Origin of the sequence: Maribacter sp. 2-571 (genome assembly GCF_050589625.1) — a bacterium.
GTDB lineage: Bacteria > Bacteroidota > Bacteroidia > Flavobacteriales > Flavobacteriaceae > Pelagihabitans.
This window is the reverse complement of record NZ_JBNGOP010000097.1, coordinates 1-559: the sequence shown is the minus strand read 5'-3', so window position 1 is coordinate 559 and position 559 is coordinate 1. Positions and strand designations below refer to the sequence as shown.

Annotated in this window: 1 protein-coding gene; it reads left to right on the top strand. The window is 52.2% G+C overall.

Going from position 1 to position 559, the window contains the following annotated elements:
* A partial coding sequence (locus tag ACRD7P_RS21045; protein ID WP_430909781.1) for an AMP-binding protein occupies positions 1-559 on the top strand: 559 nt, incomplete at both ends.

Below are 559 nucleotides of genomic sequence, written 5' to 3'. Positions count from 1 at the left end.
GGAGATCGGCTGTAAGGTGGTCTTGACCGATATGTCGACCAAGGGCTCGCTGCCCGAGGTACCTGGTATGGAGGTATTGGTATTGGACGCCGAGGAGCCTTTGTATTCCGAATATCCGTCGGATTCCCTTGATATCGATATTTCCCCTGATAGTCTGGCCTATGTGATCTATACCTCGGGCAGTACCGGTCGTCCCAAGGGGGCGATGATCGAGCATGCGGGAATGTTGAACCATCTTTTGTTGATGTTGGATTCGTTGTCCATGGACGATAGTAGTGTGGTGGCCTTTACGGCACCCTTTACCTTTGATATCTCGGTCTGGCAGATGTTGAGCGGTCTGTTGTGCGGTGGCCGTGTGGCGGTGTACGGGGAGTCGACTATTTTGGACGCTCCAAGCTTTGGGAAGGTTTTATCCGGTGACGCTGTTACGCTATTACAGTTGGTGCCTTCGTACCTGTCGAGTTTTCTGGATGTTGATGGGGACAAGGATTTAAATGGTCTTTCGTACTTTTTGGTTACTGGGGAGGCGGTTCGCCCCTCGCTTTTGGGCCGTTGGTTC